This window comes from Polynucleobacter sp. IMCC 29146, assembly GCF_021395195.1.
Classification (GTDB): domain Bacteria; phylum Pseudomonadota; class Gammaproteobacteria; order Burkholderiales; family Burkholderiaceae; genus Polynucleobacter.
Genome location: NZ_JAJVCR010000002.1, coordinates 1 through 15292, shown reverse-complemented (window position 1 = coordinate 15292; position 15292 = coordinate 1). Strand labels below are relative to the sequence as shown.

At 41.5% G+C, this 15292-nt stretch carries 13 protein-coding genes and 1 tRNA gene; 3 read left to right on the top strand and 11 right to left on the bottom strand.

The annotated features are described in order from the left end of the window. Nucleotides 1-15: 15 nt before the first annotated feature. Together LZT22_RS02065 and thiE are read left to right on the top strand one after the other, a co-directional pair. Nucleotides 16-828 carry a thiazole synthase gene (locus LZT22_RS02065; RefSeq protein WP_233923405.1) on the top strand — a complete coding sequence of 271 codons (813 nt, stop codon included), beginning with the start codon at nucleotides 16-18 and terminating at the stop codon, nucleotides 826-828. A 31-nt stretch (nucleotides 829-859) separates the two neighbouring features. Beyond that, nucleotides 860-1786, top strand: coding sequence for a thiamine phosphate synthase (gene thiE, locus LZT22_RS02060; RefSeq protein ID WP_233923404.1), 927 nt, complete (start codon nucleotides 860-862; stop codon nucleotides 1784-1786). 19 nt (nucleotides 1787-1805) lie between these two features. Here thiE and thiD read toward each other — a convergent pair whose 3' ends face one another. The 3 genes from thiD to LZT22_RS02045 form a co-directional block, all read right to left on the bottom strand. Then, nucleotides 1806-2645: a bifunctional hydroxymethylpyrimidine kinase/phosphomethylpyrimidine kinase gene (gene thiD / locus LZT22_RS02055; RefSeq protein ID WP_233923403.1), complete on the bottom strand. Its 840-nt coding sequence runs from the start codon at nucleotides 2643-2645 to the stop codon at nucleotides 1806-1808. Nucleotides 2646-2741: 96 nt separating this feature from the next. Further along, entirely contained in the window at nucleotides 2742-4160 is a 1419-nt protein-coding gene (locus LZT22_RS02050) for a DUF2252 domain-containing protein (RefSeq protein WP_233923402.1), read from the bottom strand. A 423-nt stretch (nucleotides 4161-4583) separates the two neighbouring features. Continuing rightward, nucleotides 4584-6071, bottom strand: a complete 1488-nt coding sequence (locus LZT22_RS02045) for a hypothetical protein (RefSeq protein WP_233923401.1) — start codon at nucleotides 6069-6071, stop codon at nucleotides 4584-4586. Nucleotides 6072-6433: 362 nt separating this feature from the next. On the opposite strand from LZT22_RS02045, the gene LZT22_RS02040 reads away from it, so the two are divergent. Then, nucleotides 6434-6508, top strand: a tRNA-Asn gene (locus LZT22_RS02040). Nucleotides 6509-7040: 532 nt separating this feature from the next. On the opposite strand, the gene LZT22_RS02035 is transcribed toward LZT22_RS02040, so the two are convergent. The 8 genes from LZT22_RS02035 to LZT22_RS02000 form a co-directional block, all read right to left on the bottom strand. Next, complete coding sequence (locus LZT22_RS02035; RefSeq protein WP_233923400.1) at nucleotides 7041-8051, bottom strand: LacI family DNA-binding transcriptional regulator; 1011 nt, start codon at nucleotides 8049-8051, stop codon at nucleotides 7041-7043. A gap of 4 nt (nucleotides 8052-8055) precedes the next feature. Next, complete coding sequence (locus LZT22_RS02030; RefSeq protein ID WP_233923399.1) at nucleotides 8056-9345, bottom strand: NADP-dependent malic enzyme; 1290 nt, start codon at nucleotides 9343-9345, stop codon at nucleotides 8056-8058. A 15-nt stretch (nucleotides 9346-9360) separates the two neighbouring features. After that, a complete protein-coding gene (locus LZT22_RS02025; RefSeq protein ID WP_233923398.1) occupies nucleotides 9361-10443 on the bottom strand; it encodes an ABC transporter ATP-binding protein in 1083 nt (360 codons plus the stop codon). 6 nt (nucleotides 10444-10449) lie between these two features. Beyond that, complete coding sequence (locus LZT22_RS02020; protein ID WP_233923397.1) at nucleotides 10450-11349, bottom strand: carbohydrate ABC transporter permease; 900 nt, start codon at nucleotides 11347-11349, stop codon at nucleotides 10450-10452. Nucleotides 11350-11353: 4 nt separating this feature from the next. Next, nucleotides 11354-12238 carry a carbohydrate ABC transporter permease gene (locus tag LZT22_RS02015; protein ID WP_233923396.1) on the bottom strand — a complete coding sequence of 295 codons (885 nt, stop codon included), beginning with the start codon at nucleotides 12236-12238 and terminating at the stop codon, nucleotides 11354-11356. A gap of 13 nt (nucleotides 12239-12251) precedes the next feature. After that, a complete protein-coding gene (locus tag LZT22_RS02010) occupies nucleotides 12252-13646 on the bottom strand; it encodes an ABC transporter substrate-binding protein (protein ID WP_233923395.1) in 1395 nt (464 codons plus the stop codon). Nucleotides 13647-13681: 35 nt separating this feature from the next. Beyond that, nucleotides 13682-14953, bottom strand: a complete 1272-nt coding sequence (gene hisD / locus LZT22_RS02005; protein ID WP_233923394.1) for a histidinol dehydrogenase — start codon at nucleotides 14951-14953, stop codon at nucleotides 13682-13684. An 81-nt stretch (nucleotides 14954-15034) separates the two neighbouring features. Beyond that, nucleotides 15035-15292 (bottom strand): hypothetical protein (locus LZT22_RS02000; protein ID WP_233923393.1); only part of this gene is annotated, 258 nt, incomplete at its 5' end.

Here is a 15292-nt window from a genome sequence, read left to right as displayed (position 1 = left end):
TATTTCAACGCTGCCATGACCGCACTCCTGCCCCTCCATTCAGCCGACAGCCTAGTTTTATATGGTGAAGTATTTGCCAGCCGTTTATTACTTGGGACCTCACGATATCCCTCGCCACAAATTTTAGAAAACACCATTCGTATCGCCAACCCCGCCATGATTACGGCGAGCGTGCGTCGCCAAGGCTCGGGACCTGCAGTTGCTGAAAGTGGTTTTTGGCAGCTCCTCAAAAAAATGGCGGTGCCTGTTCTTCCCAATACAGCCGGCTGCCATAGTCCACAAGAAGTCATTACCACCGCGCAAATGGCGCGTGAGGTATTTGAAACGCCTTGGTTAAAGTTAGAGCTCATTGGCGATGATTACACCTTGCAACCTGATACCCTGCAACTTGTACAAACTGCTAAGCATTTAATTAAGGATGGCTTTAAAGTGCTGCCCTATTGCACTGAAGATCTCATTCTCTGTCAGCGCTTAGTTGATGTGGGTTGTCAAGCTGTGATGCCTTGGGCTGCCCCCATTGGTACAGGTCAAGGCCCGCTGAACCCCTATGCCATGAAATTATTACGTGAGCGTTTGCAAGTTCCCCTCATCGTTGATGCGGGCTTAGGCTTACCATCCCACGCTTGTGCGGTCATGGAATGGGGTTATGATGCCGTACTACTAAATACTGCAGTAGCTTTAGCAACCGACCCTATCAACATGGCGCAGGCGTTTGCCCAAGCAGTTAGCGCTGGGCGAATGGCTTTCTTGGCGGGCGCGATGACCGCCCAAGATTCTGCACAAGCCAGTACCCCCCTTATTGGTACGCCGTTTTGGCATCAAGCTTAAAGCCCAGCGTTTATTTTATGGGTACAAGCTAATGAGTTTAATTCGTGATTTAGCCGATCAAATTATTGCAGCCCATCACAATGATGATCTATGCCTGCCCATTCCTCAAGCTACATTGGCAAACCCCCCTCCCACAATTCATCATGAACATACCCTAGATCATGTCGAGTTAGCAGGGGCCATTGCTGCAGTAGCAATGGGCTTTACTGAAGCTGACGCCAATATTGTTGGCAAAGCATGGTCAAGAATGACACATCTAGATGGCGGCTTTCATCCTCAAGCTTGGCCCAACCGACCAGAGCATTTCGATTTATTGCCTTGGTCTCGCGCGATGAATCCACAAGCGTTCCCAGAGTGCCCAAAGCGTTTGGGTCTATATGCAGTAATGCCCGATGCAAAATGGATAGCACGCATGGTTGAGGCTGAAGCACCGACCATTCAACTGCGTTTTAAATCAACCGATCGCGCCGCAATTCACCGAGAAATTAAACAAGCTATTGCCGCTGTAAAAGATAGCAAATCGCTATTATTTATTAATGATTACTGGGAAGAGGCGATCGAGCAAAATGCCTATGGCGTTCATTTGGGCCAAGAAGATATTGCCAGCGCAAATTTAGAAGCGATTCGTCAAGCAGGATTACGCTTAGGGCTTAGTAGCCATGGTTATGCTGAAATGATTGCTGTTGATCGCTTATGTCCCAGCTATATTGCCATGGGCGCAATTTTTCCGACCAATTTAAAAGTGATGCCAACTGCCCCCCAAGGTTTAGGTCGCTTATATCAATACGCCAAACTGATGAGCGAGTATCCCCTCGTTGCTATCGGCGGCATTGATGCTGATAGCATTCATGCGGTAGCGCAAAGTGGGGTTGGTTCGGTTGCTGTAGTGAGGGCAATTACTCAGGCTAGCGACCCTACCGCTGCAGTAAAAAAATTGCAAGAATTAATGAAAACATAAGCGCCTTAACTTGCCAGTTTTACTGGGGATAAAAAGCATGCATATGCCATAAGGGCCCCGCACCAGAACCAAGGTTAAGATACTGCCCTGCGCTAATGCCTGCCGCAACGTATTCAATTGCTTTAGCTACTGCAGTCTCAAGCGATAAACCTAAGGCTAAGTAAGTAGCAATTGCCGCAGCAAGCGAACACCCCGAGCCATGGGTATTCAAGGTATCAATTCGCTGATGATGAAATTCTTGATGCTCAATACTGCTCGCACTTTGCCATAATAAATAATCAGTTAACTCGCTTGGTGTATTTGGTAAATGGCCGCCCTTAATTAGCACTGCTTGTGGGCCAAGTTGCATTAGCTCTTGCGCAGCCAAGGGAAATTCATTCACTTGTGTAATTGCGCGGCCCAATAAAATCGAAGCTTCTAATAAATTTGGGGTAATTAAGCTTGCCAAAGGAAATAATTCGGCCCGCATAGCAGCAGCGGTTTCATTACCGCCTAAGCTAGCACCCGAGGTGGCTTGCAACACAGGGTCTAGAATAATTTGCTTCACTTGGTGACGGCGTAAGGTTTTAGCCACCACGTGCACAATTTCTGGGGTTGCCAACATCCCAATTTTGACTACATCAACTCCCATATCCGCAATAACGACATCAATCTGCGCCTCAATTACGTCTAAATCAATTGCTTGAATCTGCATCACCCCAAGGGTATTTTGTGCAGTAATCGCCGTTACTGCAGTCATCCCATACCCCCCTAGGGCGGTAATCACCTTCAAATCAGCCTGAATACCTGCACCCCCACTACTATCAGAGCCAGCAATACTGAGGACGAGGGGAATATTAGCGGAGGAAAAGTCAGTCATGGTCTATAGATCATAGTGTTTACAGTTAATGGAATTAATAACTACATAAAATTGGCTGAAAGAAATAAGTTAGTCTTCATCAGCTGCACCTAGGTATTAGCTATCGTGAAGCTTGCCACTCTGAAGAGCTTGACAAAATAACTCATAATCTTGCAAATTTTGTTTTGCGTACGTAATTGCAAACCGATATAAAGCATCATCAATTGCATGCGACTTTCCCAGATATCCCGCAATTTTTGCGGCATCACCAGAACGCGCATGACCTAACGCTAAGGCCCAGCCAAACATTTTGGCATAGTCTTCAAACGCCTCTAGGTCGCAACCGCCCTCGCCAAAAGTAAGGCCACCCTTCATATCACGCAGTTGTCGTACATAATAGAATTTAGAAGCAGACGCCACATAGCCTAGAAAAATATCAGGTGCACCCTGAAGTAATCTTTGCCCAACAACTACACGGTGTGCTTGGTTTTTATAAATAGATGAGCCAATATAAGGCGATAAGACGGATTCCTGAGCCTGTTTATATTGTAAAAATAAAGGGTCATCTAAGCTGGCGCCTTCAAAATACAGTACCCCACAAATGGTTCCCACGCTACCAATGCCAACTACTTTTCGAACATAATCTTTTAATGAATAGCGATTAAATAAAAGCTCCTTATCGGGCAACAATGTTTTTTGATACTTAATTAATGCAACCTCTAATACCTCACGCATCGGCAGACCTTCCAGAGTAACATCCGCACGCTGAATTAAGGGTGGGTTCTCAACAAATTTTCTATCGCTACCAATTAAATCGGTAAATTTCTCTAAAACACCTAAATTGCATTGCCCCTTTGTTTTTTTGATGAATTGATCAAAAAGTTTTAAATGAGACTTACTAAAGTTATCCCGTACAACCCGTTCACCGAGAAATTCATAGGCTAAATTAACATAGCTTAATGAGGCATATTCTGTTAACTTTTCTCTATAACTACTGATAATTTTACGAACTACTAATTCACTATCAGACTCGCTCCCGCCAAGTTCTTCGCAAGCAATAACTGCACTAGCAACTAATCTTTTTATGTCCCACTCCCAGCTACCAGGCAAGGTTTCATCAAAATCATTAATACCAAAAACTAATTTATGTTCAGTGGTAGCAAAAAATCCAAAATTTGAAACATGCATATCGCCACAAAGTTGCACATTGATATTAGTGGTTGGTTGACAAGCTAAATCTTGCGCCATAATTGCAGCGCCACCTCTATAAAAAGAAAATGGCGACTCCTTCATTCGCTGATAGCGAATCGGTATAGCAGGATGAAGACGGTTTTTTTCTTGTTTCTTCAGGATTTCGATAAGCCCTATTCTTTTTTTGGGCAATATAAAATTACCCTGCTCTGCTAAGCTCACTTTATTACGCAACGATTTTCCAAGGGCAAAACGATCAGCAATCGAAAGTTTTGCTCCGTTATTAGCGCTTGGCGTATCTAAAGTTGCTTTTTTAAGTGATGGAGAAGCGCTTTTTTTAGGCATAGTTAAGAATATAGCCTATCCTATTTAAATTGTTTTGAAGGCTTAATTGCAGCCTACAGCATGGCCACCAAGGCAACTTCTGCTAGAATATCGGCTATTCCTCGATAGCTCAGCGGTAGAGCAGCAGACTGTTAACGCTATCGCAGTTCAAACTCACTTTAGACAATACACAAAATTGTAATGATCACAAGATGATTAAGGTGATTCTTCAGGTAGTACTTTAATTACACGATGACTGCACGAACATAATATTGGTCGGTGGAATTATTAAAAAAGTTGTAAAAAACAACTTTTTTATGCTTGCTTTTTTACATAAGATTTATCGTGGGCCCGTACACAAGGACTGGAACTTAGGTCTAGGAAATTTGCTTACACGAAGTCTCGTCTTTGTTCCTTAAACGATCAAGGCAGGAGGGATTAAGTTTAATTACTTAATGCTGAAGGCTTATAGAAATAAATTGACCCTGTATTCCCCATCATATAAATTAATCCTCCATATCCAAGATTGGGTAGAGATCCTAGAGCAGTTGATGGCGTATATGCGCTAGATGGCGGCCTAAGAATAGTCGTACCTGTGCTGGCATTGGCCCACTCTACAGTTTCGGTATAGTTGCCACTATAGAGCGCAGCTTGCAGAACACTTGTCGAAGTAGAAATATTCGGATTAAGGTATTGAGAAATTAATATCCTCTGGTTAGCTGGGCCAACTAAAGAAAAATAATCTGTCGTGCGCCAATCGGGTCGATTCCAAACAGTAGTCATTACGCCTGTTGTTTGATTCAAGCTAAGTCCCACTACTCCTTCATAAGTATCTTGTGCGTAAACCATATTATTTTCTGGGTCCACTCCAAAACTACCCAGTGACGCACTCCAACCCCCCGTTGGACTGGCTGTTGGGAGGGTTGTTCCCCAAGGGGTGGCGCGTACAGAAGTAACAGACCCATCCAAATTAATATCTTGACTTACCGCAAAAGGAGTAATTGGTACTAATGCAGACCCCCCGCCATTTTGGTTTGCAATAATCCAGTTTCCTAGAACTGCAGGAGCATCCCCCGCAGTTTGACCAGGTAGTAAATAGGATGCGGGAACCCACGCTTTATCAACAGTTAATTGACTCGTGAGAGGATTAACAATAATGCGCTCTAAATTACTTAATCCAGCTAGATACCAATAAATTCTATTATTGTGCTTTGTCACAACTCCACGCGTTCCCACCATTTGATTAAGCACAATAGAATCAATCAGTTGAAGGGAGTTGGAATCAAGTGCAACTGCTGTTGTATTTGGCGGTAATCCATAAAGCGCTTGACATGAGGTCATCGCCAGATTTCCCTGAGTGGGACACCCAATTGGTCGATTCTGGCTTTTTAATAAAATGACACCAGCTGCATTTGGGGCAATCAATAAGCCGTCAAAATTTGCGTTAATTGGACTTGAGAGTGTAGGCGATACCCCCAATTGAACTGACTTTAATATTGACCCCGTTAATGGATCGAGCTTAACAATCGTTGTGCCCGCTGCAGCAATAATTGTTCCATCAGCAATCACTCCCATGCTACCAAAAGCATTCCACTGCCCAGCAGGTAGTGGATTGACAGCGTTAATATAGGTAAGCCAAATTTGTTGCCCAGTTAATGGATTAAATTTTGCAACATATTGCCCAGTTGTTTCAGATGCTAAACCTCCACCCATAATATAGCTACCCGTGGGGCCATCATTCACAATAAACTGAATCGATCCCCATGTACTCGCCGAAGTCATCTGATCTGCCTGATTTGAACCACTAAACGAACCAGTAAAAGTGGCACATGGTTGTACGCCACTGTGAATCGAGTCAGTATGCTCTGGAGCCCCTATAGCAGGTGCATAGTTCACATAATTGTTGATTGGATCAGCAGCATATTGCTTCATACATCCAACTTCTGTAGCGACGATGGTTGGATCAACAGAAATTCTGCTTGAAGTGCTTGAGCTGCTCCCCTCGCTACAGCTAATTATTTGAGTGGTAGTAAAAATTACAAGAGGTATAAAGAAAAGGCATCTCATGTTCTTGCTCCACGATTAATTTGATGTTCAAAATCTTGGGTGATAGGCTTAGCGAGATACTAAGGCAGATCAAAGAGCTCCTCCTAGCAGATTGCATCTTATATTGTTTAACGTCAAATCATTTATGGGCTAATTCGGCCAAATCGAAGGTTACCACCACCCCCGCACTCATGGCAGCAAGGCTTATGCCCATGATTAATGCAAACATCTGCTAGAATCTTGCCTATTCCTCGATAGCTCAGCGGTAGAGCAGCAGACTGTTAATCTGTTGGTCCGTGGTTCGATCCCACGTCGAGGAGCCAAGGTTACGGGGCTTTTAGGCGATTCCTAAATCGCAGCGTGGAGCAATTTATTATATTCCGTTGTTTACTATCATACCCTTATAGATAAAGGGTTTCAATCTGATTAGCTCTTTGCACACTTGATGCTTTTTCGTGTGTAAATGGTTCGACTCTATGGGTGATATTTTAATTCTTGGTGGACCCAAGAGGACTTGAACCTGGCTCTACGAGCTTTGATTGTTTAATCCAACAAGCGTTACTTAAAGTAACGCACATAAAGTTCCTTGTTACCTTGCACGCAAAACTGATCTAATTAGCGCCCTAATTTGCAACCAATTTCAGCCCCGTATCCGCTCAATATAGGCTGCTAGTGAAAGATGGCCTGATCATTTGGATGGATTAAAGTTAAATACAAATGGTGGATCAGTTTTAGATGCAATTAATATACACCAAACTCTTAAAGCTCCCTATTAATCAATTAAAATCAGTGAATTTAATTAAAAGCTTGTCATATGAGCCTGTCTGGAAATAAAGATTAAACGGGAGCCCCCTTTTACCTTGGAGCATTTGAAGTTGAATCGCGGATTAATAAAGAAAACTTAAGTTCAAAAGGATGGGATCTTGTAGTCTCGCCAAGTTCAGCCAGTAAAAAATTTGCTACATTCACGCCTAATTGAAACATGGGGATAGATATTGTTGTTAGTGCTGGTTTAATTAGCCCAGAAATTTCCATACCATCAAATCCTGTTATCGATAGATCTTTTGGCACCTTAACTCCGGCTTTTTCTGCTTCAGCAATGGCTCCGATAGCAAGAAGATCATTACCGCATATTATTGCCGTTGGAGGATTCTTCATTTTCAACAAAGTACTTAAGCCAATCCCGCCACCAGAGAATCCATAAGGTTTTTCAATTAAAAAATGATCTAGTAAATTCAATTGATGCCGATTTAAGGCTCGACGAATACCGATGACACGATCTTTAGCCCTGTCATTACCTTTCAATACCCCTGAAATAACAGCAATTTTCTGATGCCCAAGTGAAACAAGATGATCAACCAAAATCTCACCCGCTTTTTGATTATCAAATCCAATCATTTGATGCTTTGATTTCTTATGTCGATAATTCCAACTGCATACATAAGGAATCCCTGCTCTATCTATAAGTGAGAATGTCTTGGGGTCATGTGTTACGCCTACTAAAGTCAATGCATCAACACCGCGGCCAATAAGGGAAGTAACAGCAGTAATTTCTTGGGAAAGATTAAAGCCATGAGATGCGATAAGTAATGTGTAACCATATTTAGCAAGCTCGATCTCAAGACCCTGCATAGAGATAGCATATATCGCATTCTCTAAGGATGGAACTACCGCGCCAATTATCTTAGTTTTTCGATTTGATAGTGCTTGTGCAACACCATTAGATACGTAATTTAATTTTTTAGCTGCTTTTTGTACCAAAGACCGTGACTTAGGGCTGACTCGACTTGGATTAGATAGAGCTCGCGAAGCAGTAGTCTTTGAAACGCCAGCTATCTTTGCGATATCTGAGAGTTTTATTGCCATTGCACTAACCGGGAAAGATCTCCTCCGAAAGCTGCTTTATTCGCCATTGAACGGCTCTTCTATATTGATAGGTTTTTTCAAAGACTGCCCCCTTAGGTGGAAATTTTCTAGCTAAACCAAGATCTATAACAGCTCTAGCAACAGCCTCTGATACGTTTGGATAGAGCGTATCAGAAAGTGTTGTTGGCAAAATACTATCTACAGCCAGTTGACTTTCAGGTAAATCTAAAGCAATTGCTTCGGCTGCACGAAGACAAACAGCCTCGGTTACCTCAATTGCTGATGTATCAAGCGCCCCCCTCATAAGCCCAGGAAAAGCTAAAACATTATTACATTGGTTGGGATAATCAAATCGCCCTGTCGCAATAATTGCCGCACCACCTGCCCGTGATTCTTCGGGCATAATTTCAGGAACAGGGTTTGCCATAGAAAAAATAATTGGATGTTTATTCATACTTTTTATATGGTCTATCCCAACAATACCTCCCCTAGAGAGCCCAACAAATATATCTGTTCCGCGCATAGCATCTTTAAGTCCGCCAGAGCAATGTGACCGATTTGTAATCTTAGCAAGCATATTTTGGTGTTCATTTTCATAATGAGTGCGATCTGTAAGCACACCTCTAAGACCTACAACTCTTATATCACCAAAACCGGAAGCTAATAATAGGCGTGTTGTAGCCGTTCCTGCTGCACCATCCCCACAGACAACTACAGTTTGCTTATTAGCCTCTCTACCAAGCAATTTAAGTGCATTTTTTAAACCAGCAACTACAACAGTCGCAGTTCCATACTGATCATCATGAATAATGGGAACCTGGAGCTCTTTAACAGCACGCTGCATTACACTAAAGCAATGGGGGCTTGCGACATCCTCCAAATTAAATCCACCAAAGGTAGGTTCAAGCTGCTTTAAAATTTCTAATAACTCATCCGAGTTTTTGGTAGCCACACACATTGGCATTGCATCTATTCCCACTAATAGTTTAAACATAGATGCTTTGCCTTCCATTACAGGCAATGCAGCTCGTGGGCCAACCGCCCCAAAGCCTAGTACTGCAGTACCATCAGAAACTACAGCAATTGAGTTATCTCTACCAGTTATTTCCCCCAATGCTTCATCACGTTCAAGAATTGCTTTGACTAAATACCCAACGCCAGGAGTGTAGAGAGCCGCGACGTCCAAAATATTTCTTGGAAAAACTTTAGGGAGCATTTCTAATTTTCCAACGCCAAAATATGATCGCTCGAGAATTTTAAAAGCCGCCTCGCGCTCTTGGTCTATCTTATTCATAGGTTAACTCCTTTGCTAGATCACTAGATTTTGCAAGCTAATAGGATCAAACAAATGAATTTGATCAATAGAAAATTGAATGCCTACGTTAATACCTTGTTCGCATACAAGTTCAGCCGGCATCTCTACTGAAAGGCGAAAATTCTCCTCCCCAGAAAAACTAAGGTCTACCAACTTATTGGCGCCAAGAAGTTGTATCAAATCAATTTGAGCCTTTATTTCAGATTGCTCTATGCTAGCTAATTGAATATCCTGTGGGCGAACTCCTAGAATGCATAGCTGTGAATTCATCAGATGACTGTACGCGCGAGGTAAATGACACAAAACCTTTTTTGAACCTGAAAAAATAATTTTTCCATCAGCTATCTCAAGATTTTTAATAAAGTTCATTGGCGGACTTCCAATGAACTCAGCAACGAATAAATTATTTGGTCGGCGATAAATATCCATAGGTGTACCAAACTGCTGAACTACACCGCCATCAAATACCGCTATTCGATCAGACATTGACATGGCTTCAAGTTGATCATGAGTCACGTATATCGTAGTCACGCCTAAATCAAAATGAAATCGTTTTAATTCACTGCGCATTGAAGTTCTTAGCTTTGCGTCTAAATTACTAAGGGGTTCATCCATTAGAAATAAATCTGGCTTTCTGACCATCGCTCGGCCGAGTGCTACCCTTTGTCGCTGTCCACCGGAAAGCGCCTTAGGCTTACGATCTAACAACATTTCAATTTCAAGAACTTTAGCGACTTCTAAAACACGCTTTGCAATATCAGCCTTTTTAATTCCTCGAAGCTTCAATGCATAACCTAAATTTCCAGCTACATCTAAATGTGGGTAGAGTGCATAACTCTGAAAAACCATGGCAATATTTCGTTCGCGCGGGGAAAGGCCAGTAATTGCTTTGTTATTAAAGAAAATCTCTCCGCTAGTCGGATCATCTAACCCAGCAATAATTCTTAAAAGAGTAGTTTTGCCGCAACCACTGGGGCCCACAAGAGTAATAAATTCTTTTTCTGGGAACTCTAAATTAATCCCCTTTAGGACATCAACCTTTCCAAACTGTTTTACTAGGTTCTCAATTTTAATCATCAATGACTATCCCTTAACGGCGCCGGCACCAAAGCCCGCAACTAAATGTCTTTGCAATAACATAAATAGAATTGCCATTGGTAGTGTCATCAAAACAGCAGATGCCATCATCAGCCCCCAATCGACGTGAACCCCCTCAAAAAATAACATGACCCCAACTGTAAGGGGAAGATTTTCAATCGAGTTCATAAATACACGAGCAAAGAGAAAATCGTTCCAAGAAACTATGATTGAAAAAATTCCTGCAGCAATAATGCCTGGAAATGCCATTGGTAAAATGATGGTTATGAATACGCGAATTCGACTTGCTCCGTCGATCATAGCGGCCTCCTCCAGTTCAATTGGTATCCCCCTGAAAAAAGCCCAAAGTAACCACATACAAAATGGTAGGGTAATTGACACATATCCCAAAATAAGGCTCCATAGAGAATCAGTTAACCCTAATTCCACCATGACCATGAAAAGTGGAAATACCAAAATAATTGAAGGCACCATATAGCCAAGTAAGCTTGCATAAGGAACGATTTTTCGGCCTCGATACTTAAAACGAGTGATACTATACGCGGCAAGAGTACTAATCGCTAGGCTGATTAAGGTACTAAAAAAACTTACAATTAAACTATTTAAAAACCAGCCAATAAAATATTGTGGAGGTGTCGAATTTGCTTTATAAGCAAGATCGGCAGAAAAATATTGTGCTTTACCAGTAATTAAATGCTGATAATTTTCAAGCGTTATATTTTTTGGAATAATAGTAGGCGGCATTGAACTTAGCTCGCTTTTAGGTTTTAATGAAGTACTAAGCGCCCAAATCAATGGAAAGCATATCAGCAAGCTGATTGCAGCCATCATAAGAAAATGGCAGAGGCTTGTAATTTTTGATGACCTATTAAAGCGTTTTATCACTTACTTAATCCTCTTCAAACTTAAATAAATTTAAGTAAATTAAGCTTCCAATAAATAAAATAAACATCATGACGACTCCTGTGGCTGCCCCTACCCCCATTTTTAAATTCGCGATACTCTGCTCAAAAGAATAAATTGCAAGGTTAAACGTAGAGGTTCCAGGTCCACCCCTTGTTAGCAGGTAAATTTCTTCGAATTTATTAAATGTCCATATTGTTCTAAAGACTATGACGACAGCTAATACCTCAGAAAGTTGAGGCAGAGTTATATCAAAAAAACGTCTAATTACCCCTGCCCCGTCAATCTTTGCCGCATCATAGAGTTCTAGTGGAATACTCTGCAGTCTTGCTAAAACACAAATGGTGACAAATGGAGTGTATTTCCAAACATTTAACATAATCGTGGACCACATTGCCATTCCTGGAGTTGATAGCCAATACACATTCTCAGTTATAACGCCAATTTGTTTAAGCGAGTGGTTAACAATTCCTATTTCAGGATTTAACATCCACTGCCAACACAGGGCAATGACAACTGTTGGGACGATATAAGGAAATAATAAAAGGCCGCGAAAAAAAGAGATCCCACGAAGTGCACGATGTAGCATGAGCCCAAGCCCAACACCAAAGATTGTCTGCAATAAAACTGAGAAAAAAGTCCAATAGACTGCATTATAAAAAGATGCCCAAAAAAGCCTATCCTCAAAAAGAAACTCAAAGTTAGCTAAACCAGCAAATCGATTTGAATCTGGCATTAATGGGTTAATGTAATAGAAAGACATCCTTATCGCTTCTGCGACTGGATAAAGCATAAAGATACTTCCGGCAAGGACAAACGGCAGAATAAATAAAACTCCGAGCCGATTGTCCTTAACGCGCCAATTTGTCACCTAGGATTACCGGCTACATTATTAACGCAATATGCTCTTTTCGAACAGCCTCGAGCTGCTTATGCCCCCACTTTACAGCGTCTTCAGGCTTCCAGTTATCAATAGCTACCTTCTGCACCGTCTCGGCAAGAATTGATCGTCCGTGCACAATACCCGCCAATGGATTAATGCCCTTTAGAAGTTCATTAGATGTGCTACTAGAATATTTCAGAGAATCCACATAATAAGTCATTGATGTTTTTTTCTTTGCCTCAAAAATAGGATTCTTTGGAAATTCTGGATCAGTGTAAACATCTTTATATACAGGGGAAACATTTGGGACCAATGAATGGGCATAACGAACAAGCCATTTCTTACTGTTCTGATAATACGTAAGTGCATCTTTTACTTCTTGCACGTAAGGATTATTGAGTTTGGGAATACACCAGCCTTGAAAATCATTCCAATTTGATCGATTACCAGTCTTTGGATTTCTAGCATGATTAAAGGATTCAATATTTTTAAATACCTCCTTGTTCTCTTCAAATGCTCTTCCATAAGGCCTACCCCAGTAAAAAGCCATTGCAGCCTTACCAGTCACAATCGAATCAGTTACCTCAAGAAACCCTGAACTTACAGCAGCCTTAGGCATGTATGGTTGTAGTTCTTTTATATAGGTTAGCGCTTCGACTGTTGCAGGACTGTCGAATATAACTTCATACTGATTAGCTTGATCGAACATTCTCCCACCAGCAGAATGCATCAGTGCGGCAAAGTGATAGTCAGTACAAAGATTTCTACCTAACGCTAAGGAAATTCCTGCCATATCCTTTTTCTTTTCAGAAATAGTCTTTGCTGCTTTAAGCAGGTCATTCCAATCCCATTTATCAGGATCGCCTAGGCCCAATTCGTTAATAACATCCATTCGAACGATCAATAAATGTGGCTGATGATGAGCGGGCACTACATATTGCTTTCCCTTCCAAGCGCCCCAATAATCCCACTTTGCTCCATCGACTAGGCGATTCTTTCCAATTTTTGTAACAACATCATCTACTGGCTCTAATAGCCCTTGGGCCATTAATTGCATGGCAATTGGTGACTCAACACTTATACAGTTTGCAGGTCGCTTAGCTGCCATATCGGTCATTAACTTTACATAAACGCTATCCCAACCTAGTGTTTCAATTTTAAATTGCAGCCCAGGGGCATTACTAGCAGCCCATTCGTTCATTGCATCGGCGGCTACACCACCATAAGGCCCTGGTTCACCCCAGACTCTTATGATGCCAGTCTTATTTGATTTAGTTTGTGCTATAGACCTAAATGGAGATACAGCTAATGCCGCACCAGTTGACAAAAAAGTTAAGTCTTTAACAAACTCCCTACGAGAATAAATGCTGTTACTTTGATTATTCTTCTTATCCATAGATTATCTCCTTTAGTTAAAATGCAGACCTACAGTTATTGCGCATAACGCCGACTACGAACATCAGCTGTAATTTGATGGGCAAGCATACCCTCCGCCGCACAAATTCGAGACACAATCGGTGCTATGTTGAAACTCGCTTTTTGACTCATTTTTTGATAGGTTACAGTCTTCAAAAACTTACCCACCCATAGCCCTCCCGTATAGCGAGCAGCCCGAGATGTTGGAAGTGTGTGATTAGTTCCAACACCCTTATCTCCATAAGCAACGGTACTTTCCTCACCAACAAAAAGACTTCCATAATTTTTTAAATTTTCAAGATAGTAATCATTTCTTCTAGTCATAACCTCGAGATGTTCTGGAGCATATTCATCACTTAATTTAAGTGCTTCAGTATCAGAATTTACTACTACAATTTCACCATAATCCCTCCAGGCTAGTGATGCAATTGCTGCTGTTGGTAGCGACAGAAGTTGTTTATCAATTTCTTTCAACACTTCATTAGCCAATTGCTCCGAGGTGGTTATTAACCATGTAGGGCTATCGGGACCATGTTCTGCTTGTCCAAGTAAATCTGTTGCGACAAGCGATGCATCTGCTGAGTCATCGGCAATAATAAGAATCTCTGTTGGGCCCGCAAGTAAATCAATACCCACCGTTCCAAAAAGTTGTCTTTTTGCTTCGGCAACAAATGGATTTCCAGCCCCAGTAACCATATCTACCGCTTTCATACCAACGCAGCCATAAGCCATTGAGGCAAAAGCTTGCACACCGCCCAAATGATAAATTTCATCAGCGCCAGCATTATTTAATGCATATAATGTATGTGGATACATACCCCCGCTATCCCTTGGTGGGGCGCAAGCTGTAATATGACTCACTCCAGCAACTCGTGCTGTACTAACACTCATAATCGCAGATGAAATCAACGGATATTTTCCACCCGGGACGTAACAACCCACTCTCGATATGGGAATATTTTTTTGGCCCAAAATAACTCCCGGAGCAACTTCTGATTCAAAGCTATGCAAACTTTCAAGCTGGCGCTTTGCAAATTCTATTACCTGATTTTTGCAATACTCAAAGTCTTGTTTAAAAGAATCTGGTAAGAGACTACTAACCTTCATAATTTCATCTTGAGTTACCAGAAATGACCCTCTAGACCATTTATCTAAATTTTTAGCATATTCTGTAACTGCAGTATCTTTTTTTTCCTTTATTTCATCTAGCATGTCTCGCACAGTATTTTCAAGATTTCGGCGATCTTGCGGAGTCTTCGGAACAGCTCTCTTTAAGTAATTTCGCATTATGTAATCTTTCTAATATAGAAAAAGTAATTGTTGTATTTTTTATAATAACAATGGCAACCGGTTTCCATATTCGCACAATTAGGAATTAAAACAAGTTGCATCGCAACATGAATCGCACAAACGCGGGTGAACTGCTGTCAATTTAGGTCCACTACCAAAGAGAGTTTTTCTATAGTAAATCAATGCAGCAAAATGGGTTAATTTTGGATGGTAATCCCCCCACCCCTTAATCTGAGTTAAAAGTAGAATTTCTAAGTTGTTTGATTTAAAAGGAAATTCGATGAAAAACTCCCGTTTTACTGATAGCCAAATCATGGCCATCCTCAAGCAAGCGCA